Annotated in this window: 17 protein-coding genes and 2 pseudogenes; 7 read left to right on the top strand and 12 right to left on the bottom strand. The window is 66.8% G+C overall.

Translation table 11 applies throughout. The features are described from left to right. Window positions 1–81 precede the first annotated feature (81 nt). Complete coding sequence (locus tag ACFVDP_RS06730; RefSeq protein ID WP_383484469.1) at window positions 82–903, top strand: aminoglycoside N(3)-acetyltransferase; 822 nt, start codon at window positions 82–84, stop codon at window positions 901–903. Between the two features lie 72 nt (window positions 904–975). On the opposite strand, the gene ACFVDP_RS06725 is transcribed toward ACFVDP_RS06730, so the two are convergent. Next, the gene (locus ACFVDP_RS06725) at window positions 976–1,827 is read right to left on the bottom strand and encodes a carbon-nitrogen hydrolase family protein (protein WP_383484466.1); all 852 of its coding nucleotides are present in this window, start codon (window positions 1,825–1,827) and stop codon (window positions 976–978) included. Window positions 1,828–2,316: 489 nt separating this feature from the next. On the opposite strand from ACFVDP_RS06725, the gene ACFVDP_RS06720 reads away from it, so the two are divergent. Continuing rightward, window positions 2,317–3,255, top strand: a complete 939-nt coding sequence (locus tag ACFVDP_RS06720) for an ADP-ribosylglycohydrolase family protein (protein ID WP_383484462.1) — start codon at window positions 2,317–2,319, stop codon at window positions 3,253–3,255. Between the two features lie 884 nt (window positions 3,256–4,139). Here ACFVDP_RS06720 and ACFVDP_RS06715 read toward each other — a convergent pair. The 5 genes and pseudogenes from ACFVDP_RS06715 to ACFVDP_RS06695 all read right to left on the bottom strand — a co-directional run bounded on the left by ACFVDP_RS06715 (window position 4,140) and on the right by ACFVDP_RS06695 (window position 7,833). After that, entirely contained in the window at window positions 4,140–4,919 is a 780-nt protein-coding gene (locus ACFVDP_RS06715) for an NAD(P)-binding domain-containing protein (protein ID WP_383484460.1), read from the bottom strand. A gap of 94 nt (window positions 4,920–5,013) precedes the next feature. Further along, window positions 5,014–5,424: a hypothetical protein gene (locus ACFVDP_RS06710; RefSeq protein ID WP_383484457.1), complete on the bottom strand. Its 411-nt coding sequence runs from the start codon at window positions 5,422–5,424 to the stop codon at window positions 5,014–5,016. 38 nt (window positions 5,425–5,462) lie between these two features. Beyond that, window positions 5,463–5,787: pseudogene (locus ACFVDP_RS06705) on the bottom strand (aldo/keto reductase). A gap of 61 nt (window positions 5,788–5,848) precedes the next feature. Continuing rightward, a complete protein-coding gene (locus ACFVDP_RS06700; protein WP_383486007.1) occupies window positions 5,849–6,811 on the bottom strand; it encodes an alpha/beta hydrolase in 963 nt (320 codons plus the stop codon). Beyond that, window positions 6,808–7,833, bottom strand: a complete 1,026-nt coding sequence (locus ACFVDP_RS06695; RefSeq protein ID WP_383484454.1) for a threonine/serine dehydratase — start codon at window positions 7,831–7,833, stop codon at window positions 6,808–6,810. The genes ACFVDP_RS06700 and ACFVDP_RS06695 overlap by 4 nt, the downstream gene beginning before the upstream one ends. Before the next feature lie 105 nt (window positions 7,834–7,938). On the opposite strand from ACFVDP_RS06695, the gene ACFVDP_RS06690 reads away from it, so the two are divergent. The 4 genes from ACFVDP_RS06690 to ACFVDP_RS06675 all read left to right on the top strand — a co-directional run bounded on the left by ACFVDP_RS06690 (window position 7,939) and on the right by ACFVDP_RS06675 (window position 9,715). Then, window positions 7,939–8,430 (top strand): Lrp/AsnC family transcriptional regulator, encoded by a 492-nt coding sequence (locus tag ACFVDP_RS06690; RefSeq protein WP_383484451.1) that lies wholly within the window; start codon window positions 7,939–7,941, stop codon window positions 8,428–8,430. Between the two features lie 29 nt (window positions 8,431–8,459). After that, window positions 8,460–8,657, top strand: coding sequence for a toxin-antitoxin system HicB family antitoxin (locus tag ACFVDP_RS06685; protein ID WP_383484448.1), 198 nt, complete (start codon window positions 8,460–8,462; stop codon window positions 8,655–8,657). Next, window positions 8,654–8,965 (top strand): hypothetical protein, encoded by a 312-nt coding sequence (locus ACFVDP_RS06680; RefSeq protein ID WP_383484446.1) that lies wholly within the window; start codon window positions 8,654–8,656, stop codon window positions 8,963–8,965. Before ACFVDP_RS06685 ends, ACFVDP_RS06680 begins: the two co-directional genes overlap by 4 nt. Before the next feature lie 240 nt (window positions 8,966–9,205). After that, window positions 9,206–9,715 carry a hypothetical protein gene (locus ACFVDP_RS06675; protein WP_383486005.1) on the top strand — a complete coding sequence of 170 codons (510 nt, stop codon included), beginning with the start codon at window positions 9,206–9,208 and terminating at the stop codon, window positions 9,713–9,715. A 10-nt stretch (window positions 9,716–9,725) separates the two neighbouring features. On the opposite strand, the pseudogene ACFVDP_RS06670 reads toward ACFVDP_RS06675, so the two are convergent. The 5 genes and pseudogenes from ACFVDP_RS06670 to ACFVDP_RS06650 form a co-directional block, all read right to left on the bottom strand. Beyond that, window positions 9,726–9,893: pseudogene (locus tag ACFVDP_RS06670) on the bottom strand (IS5/IS1182 family transposase); the annotation flags it as partial. A 295-nt stretch (window positions 9,894–10,188) separates the two neighbouring features. Then, window positions 10,189–10,752, bottom strand: a complete 564-nt coding sequence (locus ACFVDP_RS06665) for a DinB family protein (RefSeq protein ID WP_383484443.1) — start codon at window positions 10,750–10,752, stop codon at window positions 10,189–10,191. 564 nt (window positions 10,753–11,316) lie between these two features. Further along, window positions 11,317–11,634: a hypothetical protein gene (locus ACFVDP_RS06660; RefSeq protein ID WP_383484440.1), complete on the bottom strand. Its 318-nt coding sequence runs from the start codon at window positions 11,632–11,634 to the stop codon at window positions 11,317–11,319. Window positions 11,635–11,662: 28 nt separating this feature from the next. Further along, window positions 11,663–12,043, bottom strand: coding sequence for a hypothetical protein (locus tag ACFVDP_RS06655; RefSeq protein WP_383484437.1), 381 nt, complete (start codon window positions 12,041–12,043; stop codon window positions 11,663–11,665). Between the two features lie 879 nt (window positions 12,044–12,922). Then, the gene (locus ACFVDP_RS06650) at window positions 12,923–13,495 is read right to left on the bottom strand and encodes a TetR/AcrR family transcriptional regulator (protein WP_383484434.1); all 573 of its coding nucleotides are present in this window, start codon (window positions 13,493–13,495) and stop codon (window positions 12,923–12,925) included. A gap of 64 nt (window positions 13,496–13,559) precedes the next feature. Between ACFVDP_RS06650 and ACFVDP_RS06645 the strand changes: the two genes are divergently transcribed. After that, window positions 13,560–14,531 carry an SDR family NAD(P)-dependent oxidoreductase gene (locus ACFVDP_RS06645; protein ID WP_383484431.1) on the top strand — a complete coding sequence of 324 codons (972 nt, stop codon included), beginning with the start codon at window positions 13,560–13,562 and terminating at the stop codon, window positions 14,529–14,531. Between the two features lie 177 nt (window positions 14,532–14,708). Here the strand turns inward: ACFVDP_RS06645 and ACFVDP_RS06640 are convergent, their stop codons facing one another. Beyond that, window positions 14,709–15,299 carry a DUF4240 domain-containing protein gene (locus ACFVDP_RS06640; protein WP_383484428.1) on the bottom strand — a complete coding sequence of 197 codons (591 nt, stop codon included), beginning with the start codon at window positions 15,297–15,299 and terminating at the stop codon, window positions 14,709–14,711. Between the last annotated feature and the right edge of the window lie 236 nt (window positions 15,300–15,535).

The following is a 15,535-nucleotide window of genomic DNA, read 5'->3' as shown; positions in this document are numbered from 1 at the left end:
CGACCGTGGGGCAATCGAGGCTGGAGGCAATTGCCGAAATCCGGTGGTGAGCGGTCTTCGGACGGGAGACACTCACCAGCTATGTCGACGACGCCTCCGCCAGGCCCGCTGTGTACCCGTGATTCACTCGCCTCGGAGCTGCGTGACATCGGCCTACGCCCTGGCGAGACCCTCCTCGTGCACTCCTCCCTCAGCTCGCTCGGCTGGGTCTGCGGCGGGCCCGGGGCTGTTGTGTTGGCACTGCTCGACGTCCTCGGAGACGACGGGACGTTGGTGGTGCCGACGCATTCCGGAGACAACTCGGATCCGGCGAACTGGAACAGCCCGTCCGTGCCTGAGGCATGGTGGGTGGACATCAGGGCATCGATGCTGCCCTACGACCCGCGCACCACGTCCACGCGCGGTGTGGGCGCGATCCCCGAGACCGTCCGTAACTGGCCAGGGGCTGCCCGCAGTGCGCATCCCCAGACCTCGTTCGCGGCCATAGGCCCGCGCGCCTCCGAGATCCTGGACGGCCACGCTCTGGACTGCCGGCTTGGCGAACGCAGTCCGCTTGCCCGTCTGGAAGATGTCGGGGCGCGGATCCTCCTGCTGGGCGCGAGCTTCGAATCCTGCACGGCGTTTCACCTGGCCGAGTACCGGATTCCCGCACCACAGGTCGACAACTCCTTCGCCATCATGACCCCACAGGGCCGCCGCTGGAGCACCGTGAGAGATACGTCGATCACCGATGACGGCTTCGACGACCTGGGCGCGGCCTTCGAGCAGGAACGCCCCATAACACGAGGTACGGTGGCTGCAGCCGAAGCGCGGCTGTTCTCCCTGGCAGACGCCGTCGCATATGCCCAGGTCTGGTTGGCCGAGCACCGCCCAAGCGCGGCATCGATCCCAAAGCCGTCCTGAGCTTGTTCTTTATGGTCTGAGTCGGTTAGACCATCCTCGCTCGGGCATTTGAGTGGCCCTTCCGCGACGCCGTCAGAAGTGCGTGCGGTCGGCACTACGATCGTCCTGGACGCGCCGCTCTTGATAGATGACCCCGGCCCGGGCCGACTGCCGCCACGGGCCAGCCTTGTTGAGCGCGAATTCCAGGCCGGGTTGAGTTGGATCGAGGTCCACGCAGATTAGCCCCGGCTCGCCGTCTGTGCTGCACCTGCCGAGCCAGTAACCATGGGGCCCGACGACCCCGGAGGGCATCGCGGAACTGCACTGAGCCGGAACCGACACGGACACCCAGCAGGTTTGAGTGGCAGCGTGGCTGCGCGCGAGCACATCGAAAATCGGGTCATCAGAGAAGGAAGACAGCAATATGCAATCGGCACCGAGGGCCGTGTACTCCATGAAAAGCTCGGGGAAGTTGACCTCGATGCACAAGGCAGCGCCAAACCGGAATCCGTCGATCTCGAATAGCACGGGGTCAAAGCCGGGCGAGTACCAACCGGACAGTTCATTGTTCGAGCAGCGGCGCTTGTCGTAGCGGTCGACCAACTGGCCTCGGTCCGAGATGACATACAGGCTGTTGTGGGGCAAGTGCGGGGCGCCGAGCCGGTGGCTGGAACCGACGACAACCCAGAGGCGAAGGTCACTGGCCAGCCGGGCGATGCGCTCCAACTCCATGGTGATGGCGGCCCAGTCGATGTCCCAGCCTCGTAGTGCCTCCTTGGCCTCTTCTCCTGAGGGGTATCCGGATATAGCCCCTTCGGGAAAGTGAACGAGCCGTGCCCCCGATCTCGCCGCCTGAATCATTACGTCTCGCACGGCCGTCGCGTTCGCGGCTGGGTGGGTCGTGACGGGAGGCTGCGCAGCTGCGATCCGTACCTTGTTTGCCATACCGAGGTGTCTACCTCATCCCCGCCCTCGTCGATCCCGATTCGTGATCGGCGAGACACTCCTTAGCATTCAACGCAGCGAGATGGACACCACGCGGCTGCACCGTCGCACGCGGGAGGCGTGGCGGTACTGGGAATGCCGCTGCTCGACGGCGAAGTCTGGGTACACCCGGCTCACCAGCCTTCCTCAGCAACCCGGGCTGGCGGCAACACCACACCTGTTGCACCTGCTAGCGTGAGACAGACTGGCGCTGAGCTGCATCAAGCCTTCTAGGCTCGCCTCGCACCGCAGCCTTTACCCCAGAGAACATGAACCTCCCCCCCGGCACGGTCCTCGACGGCGTTATGTGACCTGTACGGCTGTCTCAGCCCCATGATGTTTCAGGCGGTGCACCTCCGTAGATGAGACACGTTCGTCGCCGATGGGTCGGGAGCCCAAGAAGGAGATAAGGCCGCGCGGCCGTCGGCGCGGCACAGATAGCCTGCGCGGATGGAGCGGATTCAGCGGGCCGCCGGCGCGGTCGTCGGGTCAGCGGTGGGTGACGCGCTGGGCGGCCCCTTCGAGTTCGGTCCCCAGGAAGCGTTCTCCGCACGGTTTCCCGTGCCTGGTGCTGGCGGCGAGATGTGCGGCGGCGGCGGCTGGGACCCCGGCGAGGCCACCGACGACACGCAGATGGCCGTCCTGGTCGCGGAGTCGCTGCTGGAGCGGGGCGGACTGGATCTGCCGGACATCTTCGCCCGCTTCCAGCGGTGGGCGGCATCAGAACCCAAGGACATCGGCTTGCAGACCGAAGACGTCCTGACCAACGGCATGCCCTGGGACCTCGCCGCCGCGATTCACTTCCAGGTCAACCAACGAGCAGCGGGTAACGGCTCTTTGATGCGGGCATCAACCTCCGCGGTTCACTTCGCATCCGCCGGCCAGGAAGCGACCATGGACGCGGCCCGCCGCATCGCCGCACTGACCCACGGCGACCGCGCAGCATGGGAGGGCACCGCGATCTTCCACGAACTCATCCGCCTCACGTTGGAGGACACCGACCCCCTCACCGCACTGCCAGACGTCCTGGACCTTGTCCATCCCGACCACCGCACCCGCTACGCCACCGTCCTTGCGCCCGACTGGCACCCCGATCAGGCGACCGAGTTCAACGGTGCCGTCTGGCCCTGTTTGGGCTCCGCCGTCTGGGCATTGCGCACCACCGCCAGCTTCGAAGACGCGATACGCGCGGCGATCGACCTCGGCGGTGACACGGACACCGTCGCCGCGGTGACCGGAGGACTCGCGGGGGCGTACTACGGGCTGGATGCGATCCCCGCCCGCTGGACCCAGACGCTCCACGTTCCCCTCCCAGGATTCAACGGCCGGGTACTGGGCCTGGCGGATCTGCTTCACTTTGCGCGGCGCCTCGAAGAGGGCTCTCGATGAGACAGGTGTGGTAGCCCGCATAAACGGGGAGCTGGTCATCTGGCGCGACGGGAAGACCGACTTCTCAGCGGTGCGCTCCCGCACTGCGGCCGGCGGCCGCCGCCTGGCCGAACTCGTCGGCCGTCACCCCGCCTCCTACGCAACTGGAGTTCACGCGGGTTCCGTCGCCCTGCGTCTGCCCAAGAGGATGCAAGTGGGGAGGTGAGATCCCTTTCGCCGAGCTTTATCCATACGTGTGAATTGTTCGCAGTATCTGGCAGATTCTGCGAGTACGGCCAGTAACTTGCGATGCCATGCAGGATTCAGGAAGTCGCCGCCGTGTGACGCTGCTGACCGGTCAGGTGGAGGACGGCGCTGCCCAGGCGTGAAGGGACGCTCTTTGCTCAGCTGCTGTTCAGGGCCGTGAGCACGTGATCCAACTCATTAGGCATCACGGCAACGAGAAGAGCCCCCTCGGGGGAACTGCACTCGACGATTCTGGACCCACCGTTGATCTTCACCGCCTCGCGGCATGACGGTGCCCGCACGCTTACCTGCCGCAGCCCTTCCGGGAGGGAGACTGCCGCCCCAGCTTTGGTTCGTGGCTCCCAGCCCATCCCAGAGGGACCTACCAACAGCCGTCCCCGAAGCCATCGTCCTTCAAGCGAAGGGTGCCGGAGCAGACAGGGAACCTTGATCACATCTCCCTGAGCGACACTGTCTGCCCGCTGCTTCACTCTGCGACGGAACAACCACGCCATCAGCCCTGCCGCTGCCAGAACAACCACCAGTTCGATCACCGGAGCATTTAAGCAGCGCAGAACCCGAGTGCCCAGTCCTTCTGACGCTCGCTCTACATGCAGGTTTCTGTTCCAGTCACGGGCGCCAGTCCTGCTGGACGGCCGTTACTTGAGATCGGAGAGGAGGCCGTCCAGGGCCTCCTTGAGGGCTGCGGCGTTGGCTGGATCGAACCACGTGGTGCGGACCCGCTCGTTGTTCCCTTTGGGCGTCTCGTGGTCGGCGGCGAGTTGGTGCAGAGGGCGGATCTCGTTGCTCAGGGAGCGGCCGACGTTCTGGAAGAGGCCGCGCACATACCGGTCGGCGGCGTCGGGAGCGATGCCGTGGCTGGCGGCCCACGAGGTGAGCGTGGCGAGGTAGGCGTAGTGAGCGGTGAGCGTCCCGGTCAGCGCGGAGAAGACGTTGAAGGAGTCCTCGTCCGCAACGGGAAGCGCTCCGCCCAGCCGTTCGAAGAGGGAGTCCACGACCGGGTGCGAGGGGCAGGTCACGGTGACGGAGCGGCACTCACGCACGGCGGGCAGCGGGATAGCGCGGACGATCGGGGCGTTGGTGGCGAGGGTCCGGCGCAGGTCGTCGGTGGCGACACCGGCCATCAGGTTGACCACAACCTTGTCGCCGTCCGTCGTCAGCCCGGCAAGTGCCTCGTGGTGGTCTTGGCGGCGCACGGCAATGATCACCACCTCGGAGCGGTCCAGCACTGTCTGATTGTCGAGGCACACCTGGATGCCCTCGAAGCGCTCGGACAGTACCGCGGCGGTGCGGGCTCCCCGGGGAGAGAGGAAGACGTCTGGCGACGCGCCGTCCCCGCTGCGCAGGCCCTCGACGATGGCCTGGCCGATATCGCCCACTCCGATGATGCCGATGCTCTGCACTGTGCCTTCCTCCATGGCGCTCGGTGGTCGTGACTTGTGTTGGCGCTGATCTGTACGGTCGCGGTGATTGCCGTCGGCTCCTCACGTGCGGGCTCGAACGAAGCCGACGTCACGCCGGTCGCGGTCTGCTCCACAGCAATATGACCGTGACGACGCCTGCCAGGCAGGGAATCATCCCGGCCCAACCCAGCTCCGTCGGCAGTCCGGTCGCGCCGGAGGTGTCCTTGGTCAGCAGCCCGGCCAGTCCGATGCCGGCGCCGAGCATGAACAGCACGGTCGCGGCGGGGCAGGCCCACCGTTTGCCTGTCCTGACGGCCCAGGCCGTCGTGAGCCAGGCGAGGACGCCGAGCGCTCCGATGACGGACAGAACGACCAGGTAGTCGGTGACGGCCGAGTCGACCCGTGCCTGGGAGTAGCTGGGATAGCCGGCACGAATGTGGTCGGCCAGCAGATGGGTGGTGTCGCGGTCGACGTACGAGGCGGTCGTCGCGAGGACAGTGAGCGCAAGGCCTGCGAACACCGCTCCGAGCGCTCCTCGTGCATGGGTTGGTCTTGCCATCAGGGTCCTTCGCTCTTCATTGGGTCGATGCGGGCGAGGTAGTACAGGTCGATGTGGTCGGTGCGCAACCGATGCAACGACGTTTCGCAGGCACGCCGCAGATCGTTGGGCGAACCGGCTGGGACCAGACCCGTCGATGCGGCGGATTCCGGTCTTGGTGACCAGCGCGATGGGACCGCGGTGCGATGTGAGGGCCGGGCCGAGGAGTTCCTCGTTTGCTCCATCGCCGTGGAAGTCGCCGGTCTCGAACACGGTGACGCCCGAATCGAGGGCCTGCAGCACAGTGGCCGCGGCCTCGTGCGGGTCGGTGGAGCCGTTGCTCATACAGCGGGGTCGGGAGTCCGCCGGGCTGTCGGGTCCAAGGGCTGGGTGCTTCGGTCCTCCGTCACTTTGACAGGGCTGCGCGGAGGAATGTGAGGATCTCAGCCTGGGCGGCCTCGGCCTGCGGTTCCACGCCGGGCAATGTGAGGAACGCGTGCTGTGCTTCCGGGTATTCGGAGAGCCGTACGGAGGTCCCTGCCTTGCGCAGCCGCTCGGCGTAGCGGCGGCCGTGATCGGCGACCGCGTCCTGGGTGGGCACGACCACGAGCGCCGGGGCGAGCCCGCTCAGGTCGTCCGCGTACAGCGGTGAGACTGCGCCGGCGTCGTATCCCGGCGGGACGGCGAGCTGCTGAAAAAGCCGCAGTAGTGGCAGGGCGCGAGTCGGGCTGTATCCGTACTCGGTGATCGAGGGGTGGTCGAACATCGTCCCGGTCACATCGACCACGGGGTTGACCAGCACCTGCGCCGTGAGCTCCAGGCCGGCGGCCTGGGCCCGGATGGCAGTCAGCGCGCTGATCAGCGCGCCGCAGCTCTCCCCGAAGACAACCGTGCGGGACGGATCGATGCCCCATTGTGCGGCATGCCGCAGCACATGCCGGAGCATGTCCCAGCCGTCGTCGGCGGCTGCCGACAGCGCAGTTCCCGGGGCGAGCAGGCGGTGTTCGACCGAGACCACGAGTGCGGGCAGCCTGGCCGCGAGTCGGCTGTTGGTCCAGTCGCATTGCACCGCCGTGCCCACAAATCCGCCTCCGTGGACATGGATCACGAGGGGCAGGTCGCTGCGGGCGGCGGCCTCATCGCCGCCCGTCGACAGCGGCCGGTATACCCGGACCGGCAGGACGCGGCCCGGCAGCGCGACGGCCTTCCACTCGATCGCGGCGCTGGGATCGGGTTCGCCAAGCAGCGCACGCGCCGCGCTGGACGCCCGCCAGCCGTTCTCCGCAGCACGGTAGGCGATCAGTTCTTCGGCCGTGACCGCCGAGAAGTCCGGCTGCGGCGGCCGCTTGGCAGCAGTGGTCTCACTCATGTCTTCTCCCTTGTTCTCAAGAAGGTCGTGCGTCCGGCGGGACTCGGCGCCCATGCGGGGCCGGTGAGCCGGGCGGCCAGCGCGCGGACCTGTTCGGGGCGCGGGTTGGCACCGGTCAGCACCGTCGCCAACCGGTCTCCGGCGACCGCGCCCTCGGCGATCGCCGCCAGGCCCGCCGCCCCCGCCGGTTCCAAGACGATCCCCAGCGTGCGCGCCGCCAGCTCCATGGCGGCAGCGATGGCGTGGTCGGACACCAGGACGATCTCGTCCACCAGCGCGCAGGCCCGCCGCACCGAGGTCTCCAGCAAGGTGCGCACCGCGATGCCGTCGGCGAAGGTGCGGACGTGCTCGAGGTGGACCGCGCGGCCGGCGCGCAGGCTTTCCCGCATCGTGGGGGCGCCTTCCGCATTCACCCCCACGATCCGGGTGCCGGGTGCGTGCTCCTTCATCCAGCACGCCACACCGTTGATCAGCGCGCCATCGCCGACCGGGAGCACGACGGCGTCGAAGCCAGGACCGCCCGGCGCTCCACGGGTCAGCTCGACCCCGATCGTCCCTGCGCCCTCGGCAATCGCCGCCTGGAGGCCATCCTGCAAGTAGAGATGGTCAGGATGGCGTTCGGCGTGGACGGCCGCGGCTTTCCGCGCCGACAGGCCGTCCGCCCCCGCCGCGATGACGCGGGCGCCGAAGGTCTCCATCCGCTCGCGCTTGGCGGGATTGACCGTCTCGGGCACGAACACCACGACCGGCATCCCGCGGGCGCGTCCCGCGTAGGCGACGGCCTGCCCGAAGTTGCCCGAACTCGCGCACACCACCGGCGTTCCGGGAGCCAGTGTGCTCAGCATCAGATCGGCGCCCCGGCCCTTGAAACTGCGCACCGGATTGGCCGTCTCCACCTTCACCGACACCGCGCGATGGCCCAACGCCCTGCAAAGCTGCTCGTCGAGGTACTGCGGGGTATTGAGGAATACCGGATCGATCACCTGTACGGCGTGCTCGATGCGCGCCACATCCAGGTCCATGCGCCTCCCCTTCCGCTGCCGTAGAACCTGCGGACGCGACCGACGCTAACCGAACGCTCGATCGAAGCGATTGAGAATTTTCGCGTCCAGGCGCAATAATTTTGTGTGCCTGAATCGCCGCCACCACGCCTGGACGAGATCGACGCTCTGCTGCTGGATCTGCTCCAGTACGACGCCGGACGCACGCTGCACGAGCTCGGCGAACGGGTCGGGCTCTCACCGAGCGCCGTCCATCGGAGGATCGCCCGCTACCGCAAGGACGGCCTCATCGTCGGGCAGGTCGCCGTCCTCGACCCGCACCGCTTCGGCCCCACCGTCCTGGCGACGGTCCTGGTGACCCTGAACCAGGAATCGTTCGAACACCACCGCGTATTCGCCGAACGGATGCTCTCCGAACCACAGGTCCAGCAGTGCTACCGAGTCGCGGGGCCATGGGACTACGTGATCGTCCTGGCGGCGCGCAGCATGCGCGACTGTGGCCGCCTCGGCGACCGCCTGTTCAAGGCTGATGACAACATCAGGCGCTACGAGACCTTGGTGGCCTTCGACACCATCAAGACCAGCCTGGCTCTCCCCGTATCCGGCATCACCTGGTGACACCGCTTTCCGGTGTCTAGCCTGGTGTCATGTCGATTACCCCGATGACGCTCCGCGTGCCTGACGACATCGCCCCCGCGATCAAGCTCGCCGCGAAAACCGCAGGTCTCAGCGTGAACGCGTACATCGTCAGAGCCGCCTGCCGCGCCGCGACCCTCGACGCCGGCCACCAGCTCGCCGCCCTCGGCCTCGGCCAGGACCTGGCTGGTGAGGGCGATAGCCTGTGACCCGCGAGATCAAGCGCGGTGAGGTCTGGACCCTCACCGACGGCCGCGACGTCCTGGTCGTCACCCTCACCGGCCTCGACGCCGCGTACGGCGCCGTCCTCGCGATCGTGCTGCACCCGCCCGGCCGCTACCCCGACACCGCGATGTCGGTCGAGATCACCGGCCCGGTTCCCTGCACCGCCGTCGCCGTCAACATCCAGCAACTCGCCACGGCGACCCGGTTCGCTGACGCCACGCTGCGCGGAGCAGTCGCCCCCGAGGTCATGAACCGGGTGGACGCAGCCCTGCGCGCCGTCCTCGACCTCTGACCAGGGGCGGCACCCTGGAGGCCAACCGCCTCTGCTGGGGTATCCGGTGAGGATTGATGGGGGTGTGTCGTGTGTGGTCACGGCGCGGTGCCGAGGTTCGACATCGCCTCGTTCTAGCTGATCCCGGAGAGTTCCTGGCCTACGGGAACAGATCCATTCGTGGGCTACGGGGTGTCTTTTGGATCATTCGAAAATGCCTTTGTGGTCGTTTGAGCAGGCCTTATCGTTGCCGCCGTGCCAATGACTGATGGCGACATGGCTGTCGCGCTCAAGCCCGCCGGGTTTCGCTTCGTTGAACGGGTCTACGGGGAGGTCCGATCGCCTGAGCTGCCGCCCGGCTACAGCCCTGCGAGCGCACGCCCCGAGCACGGACGGTTCGACTCTCGCCCGGATGAGGTGGCGGATGTGGACGAGCCTGGCCTGGCGGACAAGGTCAATGCGAGCTGGTATCGCATGGCGATTGACCATGGCTTGTTCAGCAAGGAACGAGAGTTCTTGCTCGCAGTCGACTTCGCGCTTCCTGAGGACGAGGACGTCGAGGGGGAGTATCGAGGCTGGGTTCGCGTCCGTCTTCTCGACGAATGGGACGTGGTGTGCAGTGAGGTGGCCCAGTTCCGCAGTTCGATGGGAGATCTGCTGACGGAGCGGTTCGTCCCGGAGTTCACGGTCGTCTCGCTCGACGGCCAGGTGTTGATGAACACCACTGTCTGGGGCAACGGCACCGTAAGCACGATCGCCATCCGACCGTGAGGCTCCGGCGTTATCGTGCCGACCAGATGAAGATGCCTGCGATGTGGAGTTTGGCGAGGTAGATGGTGGCGGTCTTGTCGTAGCGTGTGGCAAGCCCGCGCCATTGCTTGAGCCTGTTGATGTACCGCTTGACCGTGTTCCGCTGCTTGTAGGATTCGCGGTCGGATGCTGGCGGTCGCTCTTCTCTTGCAGTCGGCATTAGCCGTTATGTGTGGCAGTTCGTCCTGCGGGGAGCCCGTAGGACAGGACTGCCGTACGGGCAAGAGAGCCTTCGGCCGCGGCTGGCGCGGCCCTCTTTATCCACCAGCCGGTCCGTCGGCCGTATCGCAGGGCTGCCGTCGGCGGGGATGCGGGTGAGGAGGCCTGTATCGGGGAGGGCGTGGACGGCCCGCCCGTGCAGAATTCGGGCGGGCTGTCGCACGGTTCTGGTTCGGCGTCCGGTCTCTGTGCCAGGTTGAGCGGAGTCCGGCCTGCTATGCCATGCTCTGCGCGCCGTCCAGGGACTCGCGGATGATGTCGGCGTGACCGCAGTGCTGGGCCGTTTCGGCGATCAGGTGGATCAGAACGCGACGGATTGACCAGGAGGTCCCGGGCTCGTTCCACGGAGCTTTCGGCAGTGGCCAGGACACGTCCAGGTCGGGCAGGGAAGCGACCACGGTGTCAGTGTCGTGCGCCGCCTTTGTGTAGTCGGCGAGGACGCCCGCCAGCGTCTCGCCGGACAGCATGCGGAAGGTCGCTGCTCGCTCGGCCCAGTCCGCCTGCGTCATCGCCGTGAAGTCGGGCATTGCGGACGGGCCGTGCTGGATGAAGGTCACCCAGCTCCGCTCCACCCGGGTGACGTGCTTGATCAATCCGCCCAGACACAGCTCGCTGGCGGTGGTCCGCAGACCTGCCTGCTCGTCGGTGAGGTCGCGGGTGGTGAACCGGAGGAAATGCCGCTGCTTGGCCAGCCCTTGGAGCCAGTCGGTGGCCTCGCCGGTGACGGCCGGGGTGGCGGGCTCGGCGTGTACACGGGTGATCGTCTCGTTGCTCGTCATGGTGACCGCCTTGTGTGAGTTGCTGGGGTGCCAGTGGCGTCACGGTAGGAGTGAACTAGGCCAGTTTCGGTCCTAGATTGTTCGGATGCGGTCAGGAGATCGAGGGGCCCGCAACGACAGATGACATCGGGCCGACACAGATCCGGGGGGGCGGGGGAGCCGGGAGTCTCCCCCCCCGCCCCCAGGGAACAGAACTGAAATGAGCTTCCGGCTCATGGTTCCCGGACGTCCGCTAAGTGCGCATCACACGCTGCACGGCGTCCATCAGGTCGATCTGGACCGCACCTGCTTCCCGGTGGGGAGCAGGTGCGGCCCTTGTAGGGAAGCCGATGGGGTGGGCCGGGCAGGCGGTGACGAACCGTTGTGCAGAGCCGTCAAGTGCCTCGTGTACAGGTCTCGTTGGGCATTCTGATCACGAGTTTCCCGTTCCCTGCGGTACCGCACACGATCGGTTAACAGCGTCGCGCTGACGCCCAGGACAACGCCGATGGCAGTACTGACGTGTGTTCCCCAGTTCACGGAGAGGTCCCTAGGGTCACCAGCGCTTCTGCGACGCTCCGCCTGTCAGTGCGGGACGGCTCCGGCGCGGTCTCGCGTACTGTGAGTGATCACTGGGGCGGGGAGGTCTGCGTCAGCCAGTCGGTGGTTACGGGGGCTGAGGTCCGCGTCCGCGTCGTTAGATTTGCGCGCGTTCATGTCCCGAGGGATGTTGTCGTAGCTCGCCGCGGAGCCGGTGCCCGTACCGAGGGTCACCGCGGCACCGGCCGCAGCGGACAGGGCGGCGATCGGTGCCAGGTGCTTCTTCATGCCGATCATGCTCGGCACATGTTCTGCACCGCTGTACTCACTGGCACAGCGGTCGACGACGGCGGGACGGTTCATGCATGTTCGGTGCAGTCCCGGCGGGCGGCTACATGGAAGTCCAGGCGCTGCAGTGCAGATAGGTCGAGTTTCCGTAGAAACAGACCTGGAAGCGACTGACCTTCTTGGGCAGGCTTGCGGACGCGCTGGTGTTCCACACGGGTCCCCAGCCTGCCGTCGTACCGTCGACGTAGGTGACGTGTGCTATCGCGTTTCCGGCGTTGTAGTCCGCGAGCCAGAGCCAGGCGGTAGCGCCGTTGCCAGGAGAGTTGTCGATTTGAGCCTCGACCGTCCTGCCGTTCCAGGTAGAGGTGGCGCTGCGGGCTGTTCCTGCCGAAGCGGCCTGCGGAGCGATGAGGCCTGCACTCACACCCAGTGCGGCGGCTGCGGTCAGCACTGCAGCAGACCGCTTGAAGTTCTTCAGAATCATTTTCTGTCCCATCTGCTACCCCTCGACCTCGCTGGTCGGTGTTCAGGTCTGAGGGTCGGGCCGGTGCGGCCGTCATACCCTGAACGAGGCTGACCACTGATCAGGTTCACGCCGATACGGCGTCTTTCGCACCAGGTGGAGAGTGCCGGGCGCCGTGGCTGACCAGGTGCCTCACTGTCGCGCGGATGCCCTCATCTCCCGCCCCCTTGCGCCTCAGCTACACGGAAGGCCCTCCCGCCCAGGGCAGTCCACCAAGTGCATGCCTCCCGACCAACAGTCACGACCAGATGAGGTACATGAGCCACCACCCGGCCCCGCCGCTGCTCCCACACGAACCACCACTGGCCGGCCGGCCTGGCCGGCCGTGCGCGGGGCCTGGTCCAGCGTCATGACCGCGTCCCGCTTCGCCGCTGTGCACGACCGAGCGTTCCAAGTGGCTCAGGTCCTCTATCACGGCCCGCCACGGCCGCTCCACCGTGACCCCGTCGGCCCCTCTGTACGGGACGCGAGTGCATCCCACCCGCTGTGCTGAATCCCGAGGCTCACTGCCGGAGGGCCGCTCCACCCGGTGAAGACAGTCCGGTCCATCTGGACAGTGCTCAGGTATCGACGAGTCACACTGAGCCGCCCGTTCATGCCCTCGGTGACGCCCTCCATGTCGAGGGCCTGGCCCGGCTGGCAGCCGGGGACGCCGGCCGGGCGCCAGACCGCTGGACCGCCGCGTACGGCCCGCGGGAGGAGACCTGCACGGCGACGGCCGCCGACGCGGACGTACTCCGCTCCCCGGAGCCCGGTACGCGCATCGTCGCCGTGGGCGCGGCGGGCTCGGGAAGCCGACGTTCGCCGCCATCTCTGCGCTCAGGCGCGCGCCGTGTGTCTTCAGTGCACCAGGAGTGCGATGCCGATCTTCAGGCGCTCGAGGTAGGACTCCCGTGTTGCGGTCTGGTGCTTGAGGCCGATCGATGCGCTGATCATCGTCTGTGCGGCGGGGGCGGCCGTCTTGTGTCCTGACTCGACGGCGATCGCACTCGTGATCAATTCCTCGAAACGTTGTGGAGCGGTCTGTGCGATCTCTCCGAGGAGGTTGGGGTTGTCCGCTATGACCGCAGCGATGTCGCGTGCCAGTGGGCCGACGTAGCGGCCCGCCCATTGGTCAAAGGCTTCGACGAGGCGCTCCGGGAGGGGGCGGTCGACATCGGCCAGGACGTCTTCGACCACTGCGATGTCGCGTTCCAGGGCCTGGGTCGCGGCAGCACGGAACAGAGCCTCTTTCGAGGAGAAGAGGAAATAGAGCCCGGGGCGGGAGATGTGCGCAGCCCGCGCCACTTCCTCCATCGAGGTCTTCCGGTAGCCGAATCGGGCGAACGTCGCGAGCGCAGAGTCCAAAACCGTGGCTCGGCGGTCGGTATCGGGGGTTGGCGACGACAGGGGACCGGTCCCGGGGCTGCTCATGGAGTGAGCATAGAAGCGGGAGTCCAGCTATACAAGTTGAGTTTAGTTTGTATAGTCTCGCTGTATGACGGCTCGCGCACCTCTCTCCACGTCCTTCACTGCCACCAGCACGGCGGACGAGGTGGTTCGCAGTGCTGACCTCGCCGGCATCCGCGCGATCGTGACGGGAGCTTCCTCCGGGATCGGAATCGAGACGGCTCGCGCGTTGACCGCAGCCGGGGCAGAGGTGACGCTCGCCGTGCGGAACACGGCCGCGGGTGACGCCGTGGCAGGATCGATCGAGAGCTCCACCGGCGGGATCCGCCCCCGAGGCATCCGTCTGGACCTCGCCGACAGAGCCACCGCCACGTCGCTCGTCGCCGCATGGAGCGGCCCACTTCACCTGCTGGTCAACAATGCGGGCGTGGTCACCAGCGGCCTCGAACGGACCCGCGAGGGCTGGGAGTTGCAGTTCGCGACGAACCACCTGGGCCACCTCGCGCTCGCCATCGGGCTGCATCGCGCCCTGGCCGACGGAGCGTGTGAGCGCGACGGGGCACGGATCGTCTCGGTCAGTTCAACGGCGCACATGCGTTCCGGCATCGACTTCGACGACCTCCACTTCGAGCGCCGCAGCTATGACCCGCAGATCGCCTACGCCCAGTCGAAGACGGCGAACTCCCTGTTCGCCGTCGAGGCGACCCGCCTGTGGGCGTCCGACGGCATCGTCGCCAACGCGGTAAACCCCGGCGGCGTCGCGACGGGTCTGCAGCGCAACTTCACCGCTCAGCAAAAGCAGTCACTCGACGCAGCCGAAGCCGCCGGAGTCTTCACATACAAAACGGTCCAGCAGGGAGCCGCCACCACCATGGTCGCGGCCGTCGCCCCGCAGTTCGCCCACTCCGGAGGCCACTACCTCGACGACTCGCAGGAGGCCTACACCGTGCCGAACAACGCAGACCTCGCACAACACCCGCACGGCGTCAAGGAATGGGCGCTCGATCCCGCTGTCGCCGAGCGCCTCTGGGCGGTCTCGACCAACCTGCTCCACACCTGACCTCCCGACACCCCGCGCCGGACTCCCCAGACAGCAACGGACCAACCGCCCCCCGAATCCAGCGAAAGCCAGACGCACTGGGCCTCGAATCCCGCCTCGAGCTTCCTCACTCCACCTGGCAACCCCACAGCCCACCACAAGACCCACGGACAGACTCAACACGACGGGACAATGACCTCAGGAATCAGCACGGAGCGAGAACATAGAGCTCAATCGCGGCAGCCTACGAGCCGCTTCCGCTTCGTCCCGAACATTCCAGCGTTCCCCCGCCAACCCCCGGCTGACCACATGCGCGCCTCGCCGAGCCCGCACCGCGGCAGAAAACTCTTCCCCGCACGGATCAAGATCCCCGCTCACCAACTCGTAGGCTCCCGAGGCCACATAATCCAGCAACTCCCACCCGGGCCAGCCCTCGCCCCAGCCCTTCGAGCTCCTACCAGTCAGCGCCAGCACTTCAGGCGCATCAGCCAAGGCATCCGGGTCAAGCACCGCTCGCCCGAAGATCTCGCGTCCGAGCCCGACCATCCAGAGGCCGGAGTAGTCGAAATCGTCGTCCGAGCACCGGCCGCCGAAGATCCGCTCAGCTGCAGCAACCAACTCCCAGTGGAAAGCCTGACGGGTTACCTGGTCGAGGCGCAGCTGGAACTCGACGATCTCCATCTGCGACCTTCGCGACAGCTCATCCCGCAACCAGGCAAGCCGTGCATCCCTGCCCTCCGCCTGCCGTCTGCAGGTCTCCACCAGTCCCCAGAAAGAATCAACGTTCACACGGCACACACTGCCAGGAGCCACTGACACACATCGAGATCAATTCCACGAAGGCCAGGCCGATCGAGAATGCCGACGTCGGCTACTCGGCAACTCCGCCTTCGGCGATGTGTCAGACGATGACAGGACCATCCCCACGCCCGCGGGGATGGTCTCAAGGCCGGGGCGCTCGGCCTGCTGATGGGTGCCTGCTCCCTCCGGTGGTCTGTGTGGTTACCAGCGCATGCCGAGGGCAT

It is taken from the genome of Streptomyces sp. NPDC057694 (genome assembly GCF_042799415.1).
GTDB lineage: Bacteria > Actinomycetota > Actinomycetes > Streptomycetales > Streptomycetaceae > Streptomyces.
The sequence above is the reverse complement of the archived record's forward strand: the minus strand, read 5'-3'. Positions and strand labels throughout refer to the sequence as shown.